At 64.3% G+C, this 15,663-nt stretch carries 16 protein-coding genes; 8 read left to right on the forward strand and 8 right to left on the reverse strand.

Translation table 11 applies throughout. From position 1 onward, the window contains the following. On the forward strand, positions 1 to 365 hold a 365-nt coding region (locus tag CV770_RS26895), incomplete at its 5' end, for an SDR family oxidoreductase (protein WP_146101366.1). 72 nt (positions 366 to 437) lie between these two features. Here the strand turns inward: CV770_RS26895 and boxB are convergent. The 5 genes from boxB to CV770_RS26920 form a co-directional block, all read right to left on the reverse strand. Further along, positions 438 to 1,889, reverse strand: a complete 1,452-nt coding sequence (gene boxB / locus CV770_RS26900; RefSeq protein WP_091965855.1) for a benzoyl-CoA 2,3-epoxidase subunit BoxB — start codon at positions 1,887 to 1,889, stop codon at positions 438 to 440. A 98-nt stretch (positions 1,890 to 1,987) separates the two neighbouring features. Then, positions 1,988 to 3,676 (reverse strand): 2,3-epoxybenzoyl-CoA dihydrolase, encoded by a 1,689-nt coding sequence (gene boxC / locus CV770_RS26905; RefSeq protein WP_104464523.1) that lies wholly within the window; start codon positions 3,674 to 3,676, stop codon positions 1,988 to 1,990. 98 nt (positions 3,677 to 3,774) lie between these two features. Next, positions 3,775 to 4,311: a DUF309 domain-containing protein gene (locus CV770_RS26910; RefSeq protein WP_104464524.1), complete on the reverse strand. Its 537-nt coding sequence runs from the start codon at positions 4,309 to 4,311 to the stop codon at positions 3,775 to 3,777. Positions 4,312 to 4,329: 18 nt separating this feature from the next. Further along, positions 4,330 to 5,148 (reverse strand): alpha/beta fold hydrolase, encoded by an 819-nt coding sequence (locus CV770_RS26915; RefSeq protein ID WP_104464525.1) that lies wholly within the window; start codon positions 5,146 to 5,148, stop codon positions 4,330 to 4,332. Between the two features lie 126 nt (positions 5,149 to 5,274). Next, positions 5,275 to 6,816, reverse strand: coding sequence for a benzoate-CoA ligase family protein (locus CV770_RS26920; protein ID WP_104464526.1), 1,542 nt, complete (start codon positions 6,814 to 6,816; stop codon positions 5,275 to 5,277). Between the two features lie 137 nt (positions 6,817 to 6,953). On the opposite strand from CV770_RS26920, the gene CV770_RS26925 reads away from it, so the two are divergent. The 5 genes from CV770_RS26925 to CV770_RS26945 all read left to right on the forward strand — a co-directional run bounded on the left by CV770_RS26925 (position 6,954) and on the right by CV770_RS26945 (position 10,583). Next, entirely contained in the window at positions 6,954 to 7,862 is a 909-nt protein-coding gene (locus CV770_RS26925; RefSeq protein ID WP_091965860.1) for a helix-turn-helix transcriptional regulator, read from the forward strand. Between the two features lie 2 nt (positions 7,863 to 7,864). Beyond that, on the forward strand, positions 7,865 to 8,260 hold the full coding sequence (locus CV770_RS26930; protein ID WP_104464527.1) for a group II truncated hemoglobin: 396 nt from the start codon (positions 7,865 to 7,867) through the stop codon (positions 8,258 to 8,260). A gap of 93 nt (positions 8,261 to 8,353) precedes the next feature. Next, the gene (locus CV770_RS26935) at positions 8,354 to 9,034 is read left to right on the forward strand and encodes a transglutaminase-like domain-containing protein (protein WP_104464528.1); all 681 of its coding nucleotides are present in this window, start codon (positions 8,354 to 8,356) and stop codon (positions 9,032 to 9,034) included. A 145-nt stretch (positions 9,035 to 9,179) separates the two neighbouring features. Next, positions 9,180 to 10,007, forward strand: coding sequence for a helix-turn-helix domain-containing protein (locus CV770_RS26940; protein ID WP_245453872.1), 828 nt, complete (start codon positions 9,180 to 9,182; stop codon positions 10,005 to 10,007). 141 nt (positions 10,008 to 10,148) lie between these two features. Further along, positions 10,149 to 10,583 carry a VOC family protein gene (locus CV770_RS26945; protein ID WP_104464530.1) on the forward strand — a complete coding sequence of 145 codons (435 nt, stop codon included), beginning with the start codon at positions 10,149 to 10,151 and terminating at the stop codon, positions 10,581 to 10,583. 93 nt (positions 10,584 to 10,676) lie between these two features. On the opposite strand, the gene CV770_RS26950 is transcribed toward CV770_RS26945, so the two are convergent. From CV770_RS26950 to CV770_RS26955, 3 genes are all read right to left on the reverse strand, one after another. Next, positions 10,677 to 11,009, reverse strand: coding sequence for a PRC-barrel domain-containing protein (locus tag CV770_RS26950; RefSeq protein WP_104464531.1), 333 nt, complete (start codon positions 11,007 to 11,009; stop codon positions 10,677 to 10,679). A 132-nt stretch (positions 11,010 to 11,141) separates the two neighbouring features. Further along, entirely contained in the window at positions 11,142 to 11,477 is a 336-nt protein-coding gene (locus CV770_RS41770) for a hypothetical protein (protein ID WP_146101367.1), read from the reverse strand. Then, positions 11,474 to 12,259 (reverse strand): IclR family transcriptional regulator domain-containing protein, encoded by a 786-nt coding sequence (locus tag CV770_RS26955; RefSeq protein WP_104464532.1) that lies wholly within the window; start codon positions 12,257 to 12,259, stop codon positions 11,474 to 11,476. Before CV770_RS26955 ends, CV770_RS41770 begins: the two co-directional genes overlap by 4 nt. Positions 12,260 to 12,370: 111 nt before the next feature. Between CV770_RS26955 and CV770_RS26960 the strand changes: the two genes are divergently transcribed. After that, positions 12,371 to 13,729 carry an aromatic ring-hydroxylating dioxygenase subunit alpha gene (locus CV770_RS26960; RefSeq protein WP_104464533.1) on the forward strand — a complete coding sequence of 453 codons (1,359 nt, stop codon included), beginning with the start codon at positions 12,371 to 12,373 and terminating at the stop codon, positions 13,727 to 13,729. Positions 13,730 to 13,839: 110 nt separating this feature from the next. Then, positions 13,840 to 15,288, forward strand: a complete 1,449-nt coding sequence (locus tag CV770_RS26965; protein WP_091965868.1) for a glutamine synthetase family protein — start codon at positions 13,840 to 13,842, stop codon at positions 15,286 to 15,288. Positions 15,289 to 15,663: the final 375 nt, after the last annotated feature.

Here is a 15,663-nt window from a genome sequence, read left to right on the forward strand (position 1 = left end):
ACATCGCCTCGATCGACGGCATCTTCGTCAATCCGATGGAGACCTATTCCTACGCCGCGAGCAAGGCCGGGCTGATCCATTTGACCCGGCGCATGGCGGTGAGGCTGATCTCCGACCACGTCGTGGTCACGGCAATCGCGCCGGGCCCGTTCCAGTCCGACATGAACCGCGCCGCGCGCGACCATGGCGACGAAGTCGCAACGCGCGTGCCCGCGGGGCGCATCGGCACCGACGAGGACATGGCGGGCGCCGCAATCTATCTCGCCTCGCGCGCGGGCGATTACGTGGTGGGCGCGACCATCGCGGTGGACGGCGGCATCGTCTACGCCAACCCGGGGATCAAGGGGAGCGGGTGGGATAGCTGAATGCGCGAGTAGCGAGGTAGCGAATGGCGAATAGCACCTCTTGCACTATTCGCCACTCGCCATTCGCCTATCTCACGACTCGATCTTCACGTACTCGAAATCACCCGGCTTGTTGTCGATGCCGACCTTCGGCGGCGAGATCCACGAGGCGAACTTGCCGCTCTCGGTGACGGGCTGCATCAGCGAGGTGATGAAGTCGCCGTCGGCGGTCGAGGGCAGCCATTCGTCCTTGCGCTTCGCCCAGGTGGCATCGTCGATCAGGAGGCCGTCGGGCGTCGCGCGCACGTCCTTGAACTCGCCGATGTGGCGGTGGAAGGCGACATTGGGCAAGGTCAGCTTGAAGTCGTAGCCCGCGGTCGAGATCACCTTGTTCCAGCGCAGCATGCCCTTGACGCAATCCTGGCTGTAATCGTCGCGCAGACGCATGTTGAGCGCGGTCAGCGCCGGCTCGTCGACCAGCTTGATCTCGCCGTTGATGAACTTCAGCACCGGATAGGTCGCGTTCTTGAGCTGGTGATCGTCGTCGATCTGGGTCTCGTGATAGCGGCCCTTGATGCCGGTGTTGAAGGCGTTGGCAGCGTTGGTCGAAACCTCGGAGCCGAACAGGTCGAGCGACAGCGTATAGTGCAGGTTCAGCTTCTTCTGGATGGTCGGCAGGTCGATCACGCCGAGCGCGCGGACTTTTGCGATATCGGTTGGATCGGTGATGCCGGCCTCGCGCATCGCATCGCAGGTGCGCTGCACGACGCGGGTGATGCCGGTCTCACCGACGAACATGTGATGGGCTTCCTCGGTCAGCATGAAGCGGCAGGTGCGCGACAGCGGATCGAAGCCGGACTGCGCGAGCGAGTGCAGCTGCATCTTGCCGTCGCGGTCGGTGAAATAAGTGAACATGAAGAAGGACAGCCAGTCCGGCGTCGCCTCGTTGAAGGCGCCGAGCATGCGCGGTGCGTCGGCATCGCCGGAGCGGCGGCGCAACAGATCGTCGGCTTCTTCGCGACCGTCGCGGCCAAAATATTTCTGCAGCAGATAGACCATCGCCCAGAGGTGACGGCCCTCCTCGACATTAACCTGGAACAGGTTGCGCATGTCGTAGAGCGAGGGCGCGGTCTTGCCGAGATGACGCTGCTGCTCGACCGAGGCCGGCTCGGTGTCGCCCTGGATCACGATCAGGCGGCGCAGCATGGCGCGGTATTCGCCCGGGACTTCCTGCCAGGCCGGCTCGCCAAAATGCTCGCCGAACGGAACGACGCGGTTCTCTTCCTGCGGCGCCAGCAAGATGCCCCAGCGATAGTCGGGCATGCGGACATAGTCGAACTTGGCCCAGCCGCGCGGATCGACCGAATAGGCGGTGCGCAAATAGACCAGCGATTCCTGGAAACCTTCCGGCCCCATGTCGCTCCACCAATCCATGTAGCCGGGATGCCAGCCCTCGAGTGCTTTGAGCACCTGGCGATCTTCGGCGAGATTGACGTTGTTCGGAATCTTGGTCGAGTAGTCGACGTTCATGATGTTCATGTTCATGTGGACCTCCCGTGGGGGACTAGCTCGTTAAGGGGGCGAATGGCGAATGGCGAGTAGCGAATGGAAACTCCTATTCGCCATTCGCCACTCCCTACTCGCTAGACTCGCGTCATATCGAATTTCGGCTTCTGCCCGCTGCCGTAGCGGCGCAGCGCGCCTTCCTCGCCGACCGCGTTGGGGCGCTGGAAGATCCAGTTCTGCCATGCGGTCAAGCGCGAGAAGATTTTCGATTCCATCGTCTCCGGGCCGACGAAGCGCAGGCTCGCTTCCATGCCTGTGAGGCTGTCCGGCGAGAAGCTGGCGCGCTCCTCCAGGAACACGCGGACCTCGTCGTCCCAGTCGATGTCGTCGAGCGCGAAGGTGACGAGGCCGAGCTCTTCGGCCTGCTCGGCGTCGAGCGCGGTGCCCATCGTGGCCTCGGCGCGCTCCACATCCGACGGATCGGCCTGGAAGCGCGACTCCAGCCGCGTCAGGCCGTGGCTCATCGGATACGGGCCGAAATTCATGGCGGAGAGCTCGATCGACGGCGGCGGGCGGTTGTCGCCCTGGCGCGTGCCGATCAGCATGTAGGAGCGGTCGGCGGCGAAGACGAGCTCGGCGAGCGTGCCGGCAAAGCAGGAGCCGGGCTCGACCAGCGTCACCAGCGTGCGCGAGGTGACGTCGATGCGCTTCAGAACGCGCTTCCAATAGTGTCTGATCTCGTTGACCAGCCAGTGCGCCTTGTTGGCTTCGAGGAAGGCGTCACTGGCCAGCACATGGGCGCGGTCGCCATGGCTCTTGAACACCAGCATGGCGATCTCGAGCTCATTGATGCGCAGATGCAGGATCGCGTCATCGAGCTCGCGCGCGACCTGGAGCGGCCAGAACGACGCGCCTTGCGCCATCATGCCGTCGATGTCCGCGGGTGCCGCGGTCTCCGGCGCCTTGATCGAGATGGTGGCGATGCGAGCGGCACGGTCGATATCGACCGTGACGAAGCCGTAGCGGATGCTGTTTTCGTCGATGATGCGCTTGAGCGGCGTCAGCGCGATGCCCTTGCCGCTGCCCTTGCGCTTCGAGGCGGTCGCGAACTCCTTGGCACGCTCGGCGATCTTCGCCTCGAGCTTCGAGTTCGGCGCGATCTCGTCGACGAGGCGCCATTGCACGGCGCGCTTGCCCTTGACGCCTTCCTCGATGGTGCAGAAGAAATCGGCATGATCGCGGCGCACTTTTCGCTTGTCGACGACGCGCGTCAGCCCGCCGGTGCCCGGCAGCACCGCGAGCAGCGGCACTTCAGGCAAAGCGACCGCAGACGAGCCGTCGTCGGCGAGGATGATGTGGTCGGTCGCGAGCGCCAGCTCATAGCCGCCACCGGCGGCGGAGCCGTTCACGACCGTGATGAAGCGCTGGCCGGAATTTTCGGAAGAATCTTCCATGCCGTTACGGGTCTCATTGGTGAACTTGCAGAAGTTCACCTTGTGGGCATGCGTCGAGCCCGCGAGCATGCGGATGTTGGCGCCGGCGCAGAACACGCGGTTCTTGGCCGAGCGCATCACCACGACCTTCACCTCGGGATGCTCGAAGCGCAGCCGCTGGACCACGTCGGCGAGCTCAATGTCGACGCCGAGATCGTAGGAGTTGAGCTTGAGTAGATAGCCCTCGAACAGGCCGCCATTCTCGTCGACGTCCATGGTCAGCGTCGCGACGTCACCCTCGATCGCGAGCTTCCAGTGCTTGTAGCGGGACGGTTCGGTCTGGAAATCGATGAATGTCGCGCCGCCTGCGAGGCGCCGATCTTCCCCGGCCATGGGCCACCCTTGAGCTCGTTTTGGTTTAGCGTTAGATGCACAATAGTGCATCTTTTTGGATGCGTCTAGCCCTTAACCGCCGACGCATGCACTTTGTTTCATGCAGTCGGCCAGGACCGCACAATGGCACCCAGCGGGATCCAGTCGGCCTTCGCGAGCTGCGGGCGGCCGATATTGGCCTGGAGCAGCGCCACCAGGGCCGCGACCGGAAAGCTCTCGACGAAGCCGTCGCCGCCGCTTGCGACCTTGCGCGCGCTCAACGCCCGCAGCTCGGTCAGAGCGTCGCCGAACAGGCGCGCGGCCGAATGCGCCTTCTGCATGCGCAGGCGCAGATTGGCATTGGCGATGTGGATGCAGGCGCGCAGCAGGATGCGTTCGCGGCCGCTCTGCGGGGCCGCGGCCCACACCGTCTCCAGCACCTCCTGCGCTTCCCAGAAATAACCGCGGTCATTGAGCGCGTGTCCGTAGCGCAGCGCGGGATGACGGGCCGGCACGTGGCCGCGAAAGGCCGAGGGCACCAGCGCCTTGGCCAAGCGAAGCGTCTCGTCATCGGCCTCGATGGCGCCGGTTTCGCCCGGCACATAGGCCCATTGCGGCCATGGCAATTGGCCGGTCGCATGTGAAGGCACATTCATGGATGTGCCTCCGCATGGTCATGCGGCGCGTACCCCGAGTCCCTGATCGTCGCGCAGGGCCGCTTTTGCAAATTGCTCAATCGCGTCAAGCGTCGCCCCCGGCGCTTCACGATGCGGGGAATGGCCCGCGTCTGAAATGACTTTAAAATCTATCGGACAGTAACACTCTTCCTGCGCAATTTCGACCTGACGCAATGTCCCATATTGGTCGCCTGCACCTTGCACGACCATCATGGGTACGCGGATATAGGCCAGATATTCCGAGATGTCCCAGTCGCGGAATTTCGGATCGAGCCAGGCGCAGTTCCAGCCGTAGAAGGCGTTGTCGACGTCCTTGTGCCAGCGCGCCAGCTTGGCCTTCAGGTCCGTGGTCTCGAAGCTGGTCTTGATCTCCGCGATGGATTTCACCGAGATGTCCTCGACGATGAAATGCGGCGCGATCAGCACGAGGCCGCTCAGGCGGTGGTCCTGATGCGCGCCGGCATAGATCGTCGCGATTGAGGCGCCGTCGGAATGGCCGAGCAGCAGGCCGCGCCTGAAGCCGATCGCATCGAGCAGCTTCGGCAGCACGTCCAGCGCCTCGCGCTGCATGTAGTCCAGCGGCCGCGGCAATTTCACCGGGCTCGACTGGCCGTAGCCGGCGCGCGAATAGGCGAAGATGCCGGCACCGGTGGCTTGCTGCAGCTTCTCGGGAAAATCGCCCCAGAGCCCGACCGAGCCGAGGCCTTCGTGCAGCATGACGATGGTCGGTGCGTCGGCCGATGCAGGCGCGAGCCATTTATATTCGAGGCTGGCGCCGCCGATGTTGAGGAAGCCGGTGGGGGTGAGGTTTATCATTTCTGCGCTCTTCTCTCTCCGTCGTCATGCCGTCGTCATGCCCGGGCTTGACCCGGGCATCCACGTCTTTCCTCGTACGCGGCGACGCGTGGATGGCCGGGACAAGCCCGGCCATGACGGCTGTGGCTAATTCGCCCCTTCCCGCAACTTGAACCGCTGGATCTTTCCCGTCGCTGTCTTCGGCAAGGACTCCACCACGTCGATCCAGCGCGGATATTTCCAGGGGCCGATCTTCTGCTTGACGTGCTCCTTCAGCATTTCCTGAAGATCGCTCGTCGTCGCGCCCGGCCGCAGCACGACGAAGGCTTTTGGCTTCAACAGCCCTTCCGGATCGGCTTCGGGCACGACGGCGGCCTCCAGCACGGCGGGATGGGTGATCAGCGCGCTCTCGACCTCGAACGGCGAGACCCAGATGCCGGAAACCTTGAACATGTCGTCGGCGCGGCCGCAGAAGGTGTAACGGCCGTCAGCGTCGCGGACATATTTGTCGCCGGTGCGGGTCCACGGTCCCTCAAAAGTACGGCGGCTCTTGTGGCGCTGATTCCAGTAGCCTTCGCCGGCCGAGGGCGCATCGACCAGGAGCTCACCAACCTCGCCATCGGCGACATCCTGGCCGGCCTCGTTGACCAGCCGCACCGCATAGCCCGGCACCGGCTTGCCGGAAGAGCCGTATTTGATGTCGCCGGGCGCGTTCGACAGGAAGATGTGCAACAGCTCGGTCGAGCCGACACCGTCGAGGATGTCGACGCCGAAGCGCGCCTTCCAGCTGGTGCCGACGGATTCCGGCAGCGCCTCGCCGGCCGAGGTGCAGATGCGCAAGGCGCCGCCGCCACGCTCGGCCTTCATGGTCTCGTCGTTGAGCATCGCCGCGAACAAGGTCGGCACGCCGTAGAAGATCGACGGCTTGTAGCGGTTCATCAGATCGAACATGCGCGCCGGCGTCGGCCGTTCGCTGTTGAGGATCACGCTGGCGCCAACCGACATCGGGAAGGTCAGCGCATTGCCGAGCCCGTAGGCGAAGAACAGCTTGGCAGCGGAGAGGCACACATCGCTCTCGCGGATGCCGAGCACCTGCTTGGCGTAGGTGTCGGCGGTCGCCTGCAAATTGGAATGGATATGGCGCACGCCCTTGGGCATGCCGGTCGAGCCGGACGAATAGAGCCAGAACGCTGGCTCATCCGGATGCGTCGCGGCGGTGGAGAACTGATCACTCTCGCCAGCGAGCTCCTCGGCGAGCTGCTTGTGGCCGTTCTGCTTGGCGCCGGAGACCACGACATGCTCGAGATCGGGCATGCGGCCGACCACGTCCTTGATGACAGGATAGAGCGCTTCGGAGACGAACAGCACGCGCGCGCGGCAGTCGGCGAGGATGTAGGCGTACTGGTCCGCGGTCAGCAGCGTGTTCAGCGGCACCGGCACGATGCCGGCGCGGATCGCGCCCAGGAACACCACGGGGAAATCGACGGTGTCCAGCATGATCATCGCCACGCGCTCCTCGCGGCGGACGCCGAGCCGGCGCAGCATGTTGGCGGCGCGTCGGCTCTCGCACTGAAGCTCGCCATAGGTGAGCCGCGAGACGGTGTCGTCGAAGGCCAGCTTGTTGCCCCGGCCCTCCTCGACATTGCGGTCGAGCAGCCAGGTCACCGCGTTATAGGATCCCTCGCTCACGGACTTCTCCCCCGAATTTAGAATTATAATTCATAGAAAGACACCGCTGCGGCTTGCTGTCAATGCTAGCAGGCATTATGTTTCATTAAAATGCGCCGCAGGACATCCTTCAAGAAGACATCCCTTAAAGAAGGCTCATGACCGACAGTCCCGACGCAGAATCCCGATTTCTCGAACAGCTCGGCCAGCGCGTGCGCACCATGCGCGCGTTGCGCGGCATGTCGCGCAAAGTGCTCGCCAAGGTATCAGGAATCTCGGAGCGCTACATCGCGCAGCTCGAAAGCGGCAAGGGCAATGTCTCCATCGTGCTCTTGCGCCGCGTCTCGGACGCGATGGGCGCGCATCTCGAAGATCTGCTTCCCAGTGTCGATCCGACACCGGACTGGCAGATGTTTCGCGACCTGCTGCGCAAGGCCACGCCTGCGCAGATCGCGCAGGCAAAAGATCTGCTCGCCGGCGGCAGTGCCTCCGCGCCGCGGCGTGCGCCGTTCTGCGGCATCGCGCTGATCGGCCTGCGCGGGGCCGGCAAATCCACGCTCGGGCGAATGCTGGCGAAGAAAGTCGGCTGGAGTTTTGTCGAGCTCAACAAGGAGGTCGAGCAGCAGAACGGGCTCTCGGTCGCCGAGATCATCGCGCTGTACGGCCAGGAAGGCTTTCGCCGCATGGAGCAGGCAGCGCTGCAGCAGCTGCTCGCACGCAACGAGCTGATGGTGCTGGCGACCGGCGGCGGCATCGTGTCCGAGCCTTTGACCTTCGACCAGATCCTGACCTCGTTCTACACGATCTGGCTGAAGGCCGAGCCCGAGGAGCACATGGCCCGCGTCCGTCGCCAGGGCGACCTGCGCCCGATGGCCGACGACCGCTCCGCGATGGCGGAGCTGCGCAACATCCTGCTCAGCCGCGAGCCGCTGTACTCGCGCGCGACGGCAGTGGTGGATACCGCGGGCCTCTCCGTCGATGCAGCGGCCGCACGGCTGATCGATGCGGTACGGCCCGTGCTGCAGAACGAGGCCCGCAGCTTCGGCCTGCGGAGTGTGGCGCTGTAGAGATGACCTCCACCGACGTCACCACCTCCATGTTCGAGCGGATCGGCGGCAGCGCGACGATCGACGCCCTCGTCGACCGCTTCTACGACCGCATGGACACGCTGCCGGAGGCGAAGATCATCCGCGCGATGCATGCGGACGACCTCGGCCTGATCAGGGACGTGCTGAAGCGCTATCTCACCGAATGGACCGGCGGACCGCGGCTTTACTCCGTCGAGAAGGGCCATCCGCGGCTGCGCCAGCGCCACATCGGCTTTGCCATCGGCGATGCCGAGCGCGATGCCTGGATGCTCTGCATGCGCGGCGCGCTGGAGGAGACGGTCACCGACACCGCCGCGCGGCAGGAGCTCGACAAGGCGATATCGGGCCTCGCCGACTGGATGCGCAACCGGCAGTGAGAGGGCGGCAGCGCCTCGACGCAATTCGAAGGCGTATCATGGACAGTATCGCGTGATTTGAGTTCCGCAGCGATCGCCTGCTAAGCTCCAGACATGACCGATATCCTTCCCGATACTATCCGCCATCTCTACACCGATCCCGGCGAGTACATCGACAGCGATCATCCGGCCGTGCAGCAATTTGCGGCCGACGCGGTGCGCGCGGATGCGAGCGCGCGCGAGAAGGCGAGCGTGCTCTACAAGGCGGTGCGCGACGGTATCCGCTATAACCCCTACGTCAGCATGCGTGTCGCCGAGACGTTTCGTGCTTCGAGCGTTCTCGCCGCAGGCCAGGGCTATTGCGTCGGCAAGGCCGCGCTCTATGCCGCCGCCTGCCGCGTCCACGGCATCCCGGCACGGGTCGGCTTTGCGGACGTGAAGAACCATCTCACCACAGAGAAGCTGCGCGCGAGCATGGGCACGGACATCTTCACCTGGCACGGCTTTACGGAGGTGCATGTCGATGGCGCCTGGCGCAAGGCGACGCCAACCTTCAACGACACGCTGTGCGCCAAGGTCGGCGTGGCCCCGCTCGATTTCGACGGCCATACCGACGCGCTGCTGCATCCCTTCGACGGAGAAGGCCGCGCCTACATGCAATATGTCAACGACCGCGGCACCTATCACGACGTGCCCGCAAAATTCCTGATGCGCGAGATGGCGCGCGATTACGCCAACATGCAGGGCGAGGATCTGTCCGGCCGCGACATGGAGCGCGAGGCGGAAGCGCAGTAGAGCGCGGAGCCGTAGCCCGGATGAGCGAAGCGACATCCGGGACTCGCAATGACTTTCCCGGGTATCGCTTCGCTCACCCGGGCTACGACACTGCAAGCGTACCGATACTTGGCGCCATGCTGCGCGCGAACGAATGAGACGCACGATGGACGCACCTGCCGATGTCATCCGTCGACCGGCCTCGCCCCGCCTTGCGCGGCTGATCTCCAGCATCTCGTTCTACCGCGAGCGCGGCCTCGGCTTGGCGGCCTTCCGGCACGCCGCGCCGCTTGCGCTGCCTCTCCTGGTGAATCTGGGAACGCCCTTCCGTATTGCACTCGGACACCAACCAGATCGTGCCGACGCGCAGCCGAGTTTCGCGGCGGGTCTGTTTCCCGGGCCGGTCGTGATCGAATCCGACGGCCGCGCCGAATGCGTTCAGGTCGATTTCACGCCGCTCGGGGCGTATCGCTTCTTCGGAGGCGCCGTGCCCGATCTGACCGCGCGCATGGTCGGCCTCGACGACATTCTGGGACGGGATGGCGAGAACCTCCGCGCCAGGGTGGCCGACGCGGTCGGCTGGCAGCGGCGATTCGAGATCGTGGAAGACTTCGTGCGTCGCCGCGCCGTGCACGTGCCCTCGCCTGCGGTGGCTTTCGCCCTGGAGAAGCTCTGGCGAGGCGCGGGCGCGGTCAGGATCGCCGACATCGCCTCCGATATCGGCTGGAGCCGCAAGCATCTCACGCGCCGCTTCCACAACGAGATCGGCGTTGCGCCCAAGACGCTGGCGCAGATGCTGCGCTTTTATCGAGCCTGCGCGCTGGCCCGGACGGACGGCACGGGCGGCTGGGCGGCAATTGCCGCGGACGCCGGCTATGCCGACCAGGCACATCTCGCGCGCGATTTCCGGATCTTCAGCGGCGAGACGCCGACCGGATGGGCCGCGCGGCTCGACGTCGTCGATCCTCGCCTGATGCGCGACGGCGGGGGCTAGCGCCAAAACAGCGGCCAGACGGCGCGAGACGGTCAAGTCCCATTTGTTCAAGCCGGCCGCCGTGATCCGAACTAGGGTCAGCTCTGCAGCAAGCTTGCAAGCACTTGCATCGAACGTCTCGTACCGAACCTGGAGAGTTTCATGAACCAGCCGAACGGCTATGAAGCGCCGCGCCTCTACCACACCATGCGCTGCAAGGATGCCGAGGCGATGATCGCCTGGCTGAAGAACGTTCTCGGCTTCGTCGAACGCGTGGTGTACCGCAACGAGGGCACGGTCGTTCATGCCGAGCTGGCGTTCGGATCGTCGATCCTCATGCTTGGCGCGCATCGAGACGATGCCTACGCCAAACAGGTTGGCGACATCGGCGGCCGGCGGACGGATGCCGTCTATCTGGCCGTTGATGATGCCGACGCGCTCTATGAGAGGGTGAAAGCCGCTGGAGCACAGATCGAGATGGAGCCCTACACAACCGATTATGGCAGCCGCGATTTCGCCGCGCGCGATCCGGAGGGCGGCCTCTGGAGCTTTGGCACCTATTGGCCCAAGGTCGGCGAACAGCCGCTCGCCGGATAGGCGGACGCTCACGTCAGCGACTGCTCGGCGGCCGCGGCTCGAGCCCCGCCGCGTCCGCGCCGGGAAATGCGGGCGGCCGGGCCGTCTTACTTGCTAGATCGACCAGTAGTTCGGATGCTGGTAGGGCCGCGAGCGGTCGCCCCAGTCGAACTCATCGCCATCGAATTCGCAGGGACCGCTGCTCAATTGCTCCGGCGTCAGGTCGGCCTGGAAGGCCTGACGTCCCGGATCATATTTCAACGCGCTCCACTGCACGGGATAATGATGATGTGTCCGGAGCAGCCTGCCGGTCTTGATCACCGCGTAAGCGACCGTTCCACTGACCTTGTCGAGCATCAATCGCTCGATCGTGCCGAGCTTCGTGCCGTCGCCACCATAGACGGCGACGTGCTCGACGCGATCACTGGGAACCATGGTGTGTTGCATGGCATACTCCCTCGTCTGGTGTAGAGCAGATTATAGGCCCAGAGCCCGGATGAGCGAAGCGGCATCCGGGGTCTTGAGATCATTTCCCGGTAGCGCTGCGCTCACCCGGGCTACAGCAGCGAACCTACCCTACTACGCCGCCGCGCGGCCGAAAACTGCCCGATACCAGGGCGTCTGCGGATCGCGAAACCAGACTCGATTTTTTGTCGTCTCAAATTTTGCCAGTTGCTTCATGTCGACGCCATAGCGACGGCAGAGCGCAAGAAACTGCCTGAGATCGTCGTTTCCGGGACGACGCTTTAATCGAACAACCAGACCCCGATTGCCATTGCCCTCGCAACTCCGCACGCACGGGATACGCGTCAACCATTCGAAGAACGCTCTCTCATCACTCAGATGATAGAACTTCACACCCGTATCCATATGCGTGAGCGTAAGAAGAGGTGTGCCTGTTACGCTATTTTTCATAGCAACCTGTCCTTAACATTCGCCGTCCCCTCCTGCAGCAGCGGCAGGAAGCGCTCAATCAATTCCTGCGCCGGCACGCGATCGACATGGGCGCCCATGTTGATTGCGGCGACGATCACGTCGTCGTAGCGGCGGACGGGAACCGAGATCGAGCGGAATTGCGGCTCGGCCTCGCGGTCGACCAATGAATAGCCCTGCGCGCGGTCGGCGGCGATGCGCGTGAGCAGCGCCTTGGGGTCGGTTACAGTCTGCGGCGTCAGCGCCTGGCGCGGCATTGCTTTCAGGCGCGCGGCAAGGTCGGCATCGTCGAGTTGGCTGAGCATGGCGCGGCCGACCGAGGTGCAGAACGCCGGCAGGCGATAGCCGATCTCCAATCCGCCGGAGAACACGCGCGCCGGGCTGCCGCGGGCAATGAACACGACGTCATCGCCGTCGAGCACCGCGAGCGAGGAGATTTCGTTCGCCGCGGTCGCAACGCGATCGAGCACCGGCTGAAGCACCGCGACGAGCTGGTTGGACCGCAAGTAAGTCGCCGCCAGCGTCAGCACATGCGGCGTCAGCGAGAACAGCTTGCCATCGCCGCTGACGAAGCCGCCGCGCTGCAGCGTGAACAGCATGCGCCGGGCGGTCGCGCGCGGCAGATCCGCAGCGCGGGCGAGATCGCTCAGCGTCATCGGGCCTGCCGTCGTGCCGAAGCATTGCAGCAGGCGCAGGCCGCGATCGAGGGCCTCGACAAAATCCGTCGCGCGCTCGTCGCTCTCACTGCGCTTCAGCTTGGGCATGTCCGGGACAATCCTGCAAGATAGTGCTTGCTGCCTTTCCAAGGCATGTCATAATTCGCCCATTCGTTCAATAGGCGAACAAACGCCACTCCACAAAGGGATGCTACTGCCATGATGAGCCAGGAGCAGAACGACCTGATCACCCGCACCGGTCCGAAGGATCCGTGCGGAAAACTGATGCGGAGCTACTGGCAGCCGGCGGCGCTGGTGGATGAACTTGAGGGCGCGCGACCGATCCGCCCCGTCAAACTGCTCGGCGAGAATCTGGTGCTGTTCCGTGACGAGACCGGACGCTACGGCCTGATCGACCGCCACTGCGCGCATCGCGGCGCCGACCTCGCGTTCGGACGGTTAGAACATGGCGGTCTGCGCTGCGCCTTCCACGGCTGGCTATTCGACGCCACCGGCCAGTGCATCGAGACGCCGGCCGAGCCGAAGGATTCAAAGCTTTGCCAAAACATCCGCCAGCGCTCCTATCCCGTGGTCGAGAAGAGCGGCATCCTCTGGGCCTATCTCGGCGAGGGTGACCCGCCGGCTTTTCCGGAGCTCGACTGTTTCGTCGCCCCCGGCACGCACACCTTTGCGTTCAAGGGCCACATGGCCTGCAACTGGCTGCAGGCGCTGGAGGTTGGCATCGATCCCGCGCACGCCTCCTACCTGCACCGCTTCTTCGAGGACGAGGACACGTCCACCGCCTACGGCAAGCAGTTCCGCGGCGCATCTGCAGGGTCTGATCTGCCGATGACGAAAATCCTGCGCGAATACGACCGCCCGATCATCAATGTCGAGCACACCGAATACGGCCTGCGGCTGATCGCACTGCGCGAGATCGACGAGGAGCGCACCCATGTGCGCGTCACCAACCAGCTCTTCCCGCACGGCTTCGTCATCCCCATGAGCACGGAGATGACGATCTCGCAGTGGCACGTGCCGATCGACGACGTGAACTGCTACTGGTACGCGATCTTCACCAGCTATTCGAACCCGGTCGACAAGCAGAAGATGCGTGACCAGCGGCTCGAGCTCTATGAGCTGCCCGACTACAAGTCGCGCAAGAACCGCAGCAACGATTACGGCTTCGATCCGCACGAGCAGCAGACCGCGACCTATACCGGCATGGGCACCGACATCAACGTCCATGACCAATGGGCGGTGGAATCGATGGGCGCGATTCAGGACCGCACCAAGGAGCATCTCGGCTCGAGCGACAAGGCGATCGTGCAATATCGCCGCCTGCTGCGGCAGGAGATCGAGAAGGTCGGCGGCGGCGAGAAGCCGATGCTGTTCCTGGACGACAGCAGAGCACGCAGCATCCAGGGACCGGCCACCATGGACGGCATCGGGCCGACCCAGGGGTGGGAGCTCTACTGGATGGAGGTCGACGTCAAGCGCCGCCGCGGCGCACCTTGGGCCGCACCAGTGCCGAAGGAGATCGCGGACAACGTGCACCGGCTGACGGCGGCGGAGTGATATAGGTACCGTCGTTCCGGGGCGATGCGCCAGCATCGAACCCGGAACCTCGAGATTCCGGGTTCTCGCTTCGCGAGCCCCGGAATGACAAGCAGCGAGGAGCAACCCAAGTGACTTTCGTCGCGCGTCATGCGCTGTGGTCGGATGAGCAGAGGGACGCGGCGGCGCGCATGCGCCGCATCGTCGAGGAGAAGAACCTCGAGGTCATCCGCCTCGCCTTCCCCGACCAGCACGGAATCCTGCGCGGCAAGACCATCATCGCCTCCGAGGCGATCGCCTCGCTGGAGAGCGGATGCTCCATCACCACGACCATGCTCGCCAAGGATACGTCGCACCGCACGGTATTCCCGGTGTTCACCGCGGGCGGCGGCTTCGGCATGAAGGAGATGGAAGGCGCGGCCGACGTGCTGATGGTCGCCGACCCCACCACGTTTCGGGTTTTGCCATGGGCGCCGACCACGGGCTGGGTGCTGTGCGACCTCTACTTCAATGACGGCCGCCCGGTGCCGTTCGCGACGCGCGGGCTCTACAAGCGCGCGCTGGACGAACTCGGCACGCGCGGACACGATTTCGTCGCCGGGCTCGAGGTCGAATTCCACATCTTCAGGCTCGACGACCCGCATATGCGGCCCGAGGACGCCGGCCAGCCGGGCACGCCACCATCGGTGAGCCTGCTCAGCCACGGCTATCAATATCTCACCGAGCAACGCTTCGATCAGATGGAGCCGGTGCTGGAGATCCTGCGCCGCGACATCGTCGCGCTCGGGCTGCCCCTCCGCTCGGTCGAGGTCGAGTTCGGGCCGAGCCAGTGCGAATTCACCTTCGCGCCGCGGAAGGGGATCGAGCCCGCCGACAACATGGTGCTGTTCCGGAGCGCCGTGAAGCAGATCGCACGTCGGCACGGCTATCACGCCACCTTCATGTGCCGCCCGAAACTGCCGAACGTGTTCGCGAGCGGCTGGCACCTGCACCAGTCGATCGTCTCACGCGCCAGCGGCGAAAACATCTTCATGGCCAAAGAAACGGAAAAGGACGGCAGTGAGCCGCTCAGCGCCTTCGGCCGCTCATACCTCGCCGGCCTGCTCGAGCACGCCCGGGCCTCGACGGTGTTCACCACCCCGACCATCAATGGCTACAAGCGCTACCGCTCCTACTCGCTGGCGCCGGACCGCGCGATCTGGGGCCGCGACAATCGCGGCGTGATGATCCGCGTGCTCGGCGGTGCCAATGATGCCGCAACGCGCCTGGAGAACCGCATCGGCGAGCCCGCCGCCAACCCCTATCTCTACATGGCCTCGCAGATCCTCTCGGGCCTCGACGGCGTCGACCGCAAGCTCGATCCCGGTCCCTCCGCCGACACGCCCTACGAGACCAAGGCGCCACTGCTGCCGAAGTCGCTGCGCGATGCGGTCAGCGCGCTGAAGGACGATCCGTTCTTCCGCGAGAAGTTCGGGCCTGAGTTCGTCGACTATTACACCCACATCAAGAACGCCGAGATCGACCGCTTCCTGTCCGAGGTGACCGACTGGGAGCACCGCGAATATTTCGAGGTGTTTTGATAGGGATATGCCTCACATCGGCGTGAGGCGACTTCGTCCTCCCTGTTCCGACGACATCACTCCGCTCTGCGAAGAAGCCGTTTTTCATGCGCCTCGAAAACTGCCGGAAAGAGACGGGGTCTAGATTTCCGTCCATGATCAACAGTGGAGTTCGGTCATGTGGGATCAATTGTTCAGTCTGATCTACCGCTTGTCCTGCCGGTCCACCCTGATCGAGATCGGCACGCACCGTCTATCGCACTAACAGCGGGCAGGTCGAACCAGGTAAGACGGGTTGACCAAAGCGCCGAAAGCCAAACGCCGGCAGCAGTCGAGCGAAGTCCGCGTCATCCGCGAACTGCACCGTCACGGGATCCATGGTGATCGTCCGACCGC

It is taken from the genome of Bradyrhizobium sp. AC87j1 (assembly GCF_002936975.1).
In the GTDB taxonomy this organism is placed as follows: domain Bacteria; phylum Pseudomonadota; class Alphaproteobacteria; order Rhizobiales; family Xanthobacteraceae; genus Bradyrhizobium; species Bradyrhizobium shewense.